Genomic DNA, 2,407 nt, shown 5'->3' with positions numbered 1-2,407 from the left:
ACGATTTTAACACAATCAGGCCGCACACGAACCGGGAGAATCGCGCTCGGAGGGAGTGGGAAAAGACTGGTGGCGGTGCAGGGACTTGAACCCCGGACACTGCGGATATGAGCCGCATGCTCTCACCAACTGAGCTACACCGCCACGCATGCAGGAAACAGTTATTATAAGACGAAGGTGTGCCGTTTCAAACCGGAATTTGCTGCGGGGAAAGGTCTCTTACTTCACCCAGTAGAGGCGCCATTCCCCGAACTTCCCCAGGATCTTCGCCCTGTCGCGGGAGGCGACGGCGATGCGCGGCGATTTCCCGCCGGGCCGGATGTCGAGAAAGGCGTCCATCGCCGGGCTCTCGATCTGGGGCGTGCGCCAGACCAGCTCCAGGCTGTCGCTGTTCTGACCGAAGCAGAGGACCTCCGCGTTCGTATAGATGCGCAGGTTCTCGAAGAACCCGCCGGCGGACACGATGTTGTTCACGACGACGATCTCGTCGTTCCTGTCCCCGTCGAGGTCCGCGGCGAAGAGTCTTTCGGGCAGGAAGAGTCGCCGGGCGACCCGTTCCCCGGGTGGACCGGGAAGCTCCGTGACCGCGGCATCGAGGGACAGCCCGGTACCGGAGACCGCGTCGATGCTCTCCCACAGCTTTTCCCCTTTCCCGTCGATCAACCGGAGCCTGCCCCCCTCCTCCAGGGCCACGAACCGAAGGCCTCCCTGATACCGGACGGGAACGAAGGAATAGATCCACGTGCCCGCGGGCAAGGGAAGAGGAGCGTTCCGACCGGAGAACTCCCCCGCCCCGAACCGGCCCGGGGGGATCCGGAATACGGGCCCCTTGAAAATCGTCACGGGATCGGATTCCTGGCCGAGGAGGACCATCCCGTCGGGTCCCATGTCCGCCGTGCGAAGGAAGTAGGGGATGTCGCCCGCGATCCGCCGGTACTGCTTCCCGTCGAATTCCCACACGTCGGAGACCGCCCTGCCGGAGAGGTAGCGCACGACGACGATATCGGCGATCCCGTTCCGGTTCAGGTCGGCGACATCGACGTGGAAAAGCCCCCCTTCCGGCGCCGGGATCCGGGATTTTTCGACCAGGTCTTCCCCCGTCACCTGGTAGATCACCAGGGAATCGGGAAGCGCTGCGACGACCTCGGGTTTCCCGTTCCGGTCCGTGTCCCCCGCCGCGAGCGAGATGACCTCCCCGGGAATATTCTTGCTTCGACTGACCTTCCCGTTGAGGGACGGGATCTTTCTCCCTGTGCCTCCCTCGCCGATCTGCCCGCCACCGAAAAAAAGGAGTTTGAGCTTCGCGGACGCCTCGGCGGCCATCTGCCGATACGCGGGAGGCAGTTCGCCCGGCCTCCCGGCACCGGTGCTTTCCGCAGGGAATCTTCCTTCCCCGGCCGTGATAAATACCGTCCTCCCCTTTCCCGGGTCCTCCGTCGGAGCCAGGGTCAGGTCGAGCGTGGCCGTTCGGCCGATCCGGGATACGGTTCCCGTCAGGACATACGTGGCGCCGAGGGCGCGCGCCTTCCGCTTCCACCACCCGGGATCGTTCCCCGGGTCCCCCTCGACGAGGTGGACGTCGAACCGGTCTTTCAGATTTTCCGCCAAGGATTGGGCGAGAAGCGCGGAGATCCCTTGCCCCTCTTCCATACCGACGGGTTGCGGCGGAACAAGGGCGACGCTCTGCCGGCCGGCCTGGACTTGGGCAAGGATCATCCCGCAGGAGAACGCCGCGATGGCGGCGATGAGGAGGGGACGCGCCCTCATTTGATGAGCGAGGAGACCTTTTTGAACTCGGGCGTCGCCGCCACCTTGAGGAGCTCGAAAATCGCCGTTTCCGTGCTGATGACCGTGCAGCCGGCGTCCCGGAGAGCCTGCAGGCCGCTTTGGTAGTTGTGCAGGAAGCGCGAGGAGACGGCGTCGTCGAGGATGAAGAGAGAGTAGCCGGCGCGGCAAAGGTCGACCGAGGTCTGGTAGACACACACGTGGGTCTCCATCCCCACGAGGATCACCTGCCGCCGGTTCAGGTCGGAAACCGCGGAAAGGAACCCCTCGTCCCGCGCGCAGCTGAAGGTCATCTTCTCGAACAGCCGGTACTCCTTTCCGTCGAGCGCTCCCATGACCTCGGGTACGGTCCTGCCGAGACCTTTCGGGTATTGCTCCGTGAGGAGGATCGGAATCCCGAGCGTCCCGGCCGCCTCGATCGCGATCTGCATATTCCTGAGCGCCCGTGGGTAGAGGTCCTTGTGGATGGCGGGGACGAGCCTCTCCTGCACGTCCACGACGAGAAGGACCGCCTCCTCCCGGTTCAGAAAATCGGTCATGTTTCCCCCTTCTCCGTGGTTTCGCAGACGATGATCCCCTCTTCCATGAGAGTCAGTTTCTCGAACCCGGTTTCGGTGACCAG

Annotated in this window: 2 protein-coding genes and 1 tRNA gene; all 3 read right to left on the bottom strand. The window is 63.9% G+C overall.

Annotated elements, in window-relative coordinates:
• Nucleotides 1–67 precede the first annotated feature (67 nt).
• Nucleotides 68–144: transfer RNA gene (locus VJ307_08290), tRNA-Met, on the bottom strand.
• Between the two features lie 75 nt (nt 145–219).
• Nucleotides 220–1,767, bottom strand: coding sequence for a VCBS repeat-containing protein (locus VJ307_08285; GenBank protein HJX74140.1), 1,548 nt, complete (start codon nt 1,765–1,767; stop codon nt 220–222).
• Nucleotides 1,764–2,324 (bottom strand): isochorismatase family protein, encoded by a 561-nt coding sequence (locus tag VJ307_08280; GenBank protein HJX74139.1) that lies wholly within the window; start codon nt 2,322–2,324, stop codon nt 1,764–1,766. The genes VJ307_08285 and VJ307_08280 overlap by 4 nt, the downstream gene beginning before the upstream one ends.
• Nucleotides 2,325–2,407: the final 83 nt, after the last annotated feature.

The organism is Candidatus Deferrimicrobiaceae bacterium (genome assembly GCA_035256765.1).
Lineage (GTDB): Bacteria > Desulfobacterota > Deferrimicrobia > Deferrimicrobiales > Deferrimicrobiaceae > CSP1-8.
The sequence above is the reverse complement of the archived record's forward strand: the minus strand, read 5'-3'. Positions and strand labels throughout refer to the sequence as shown.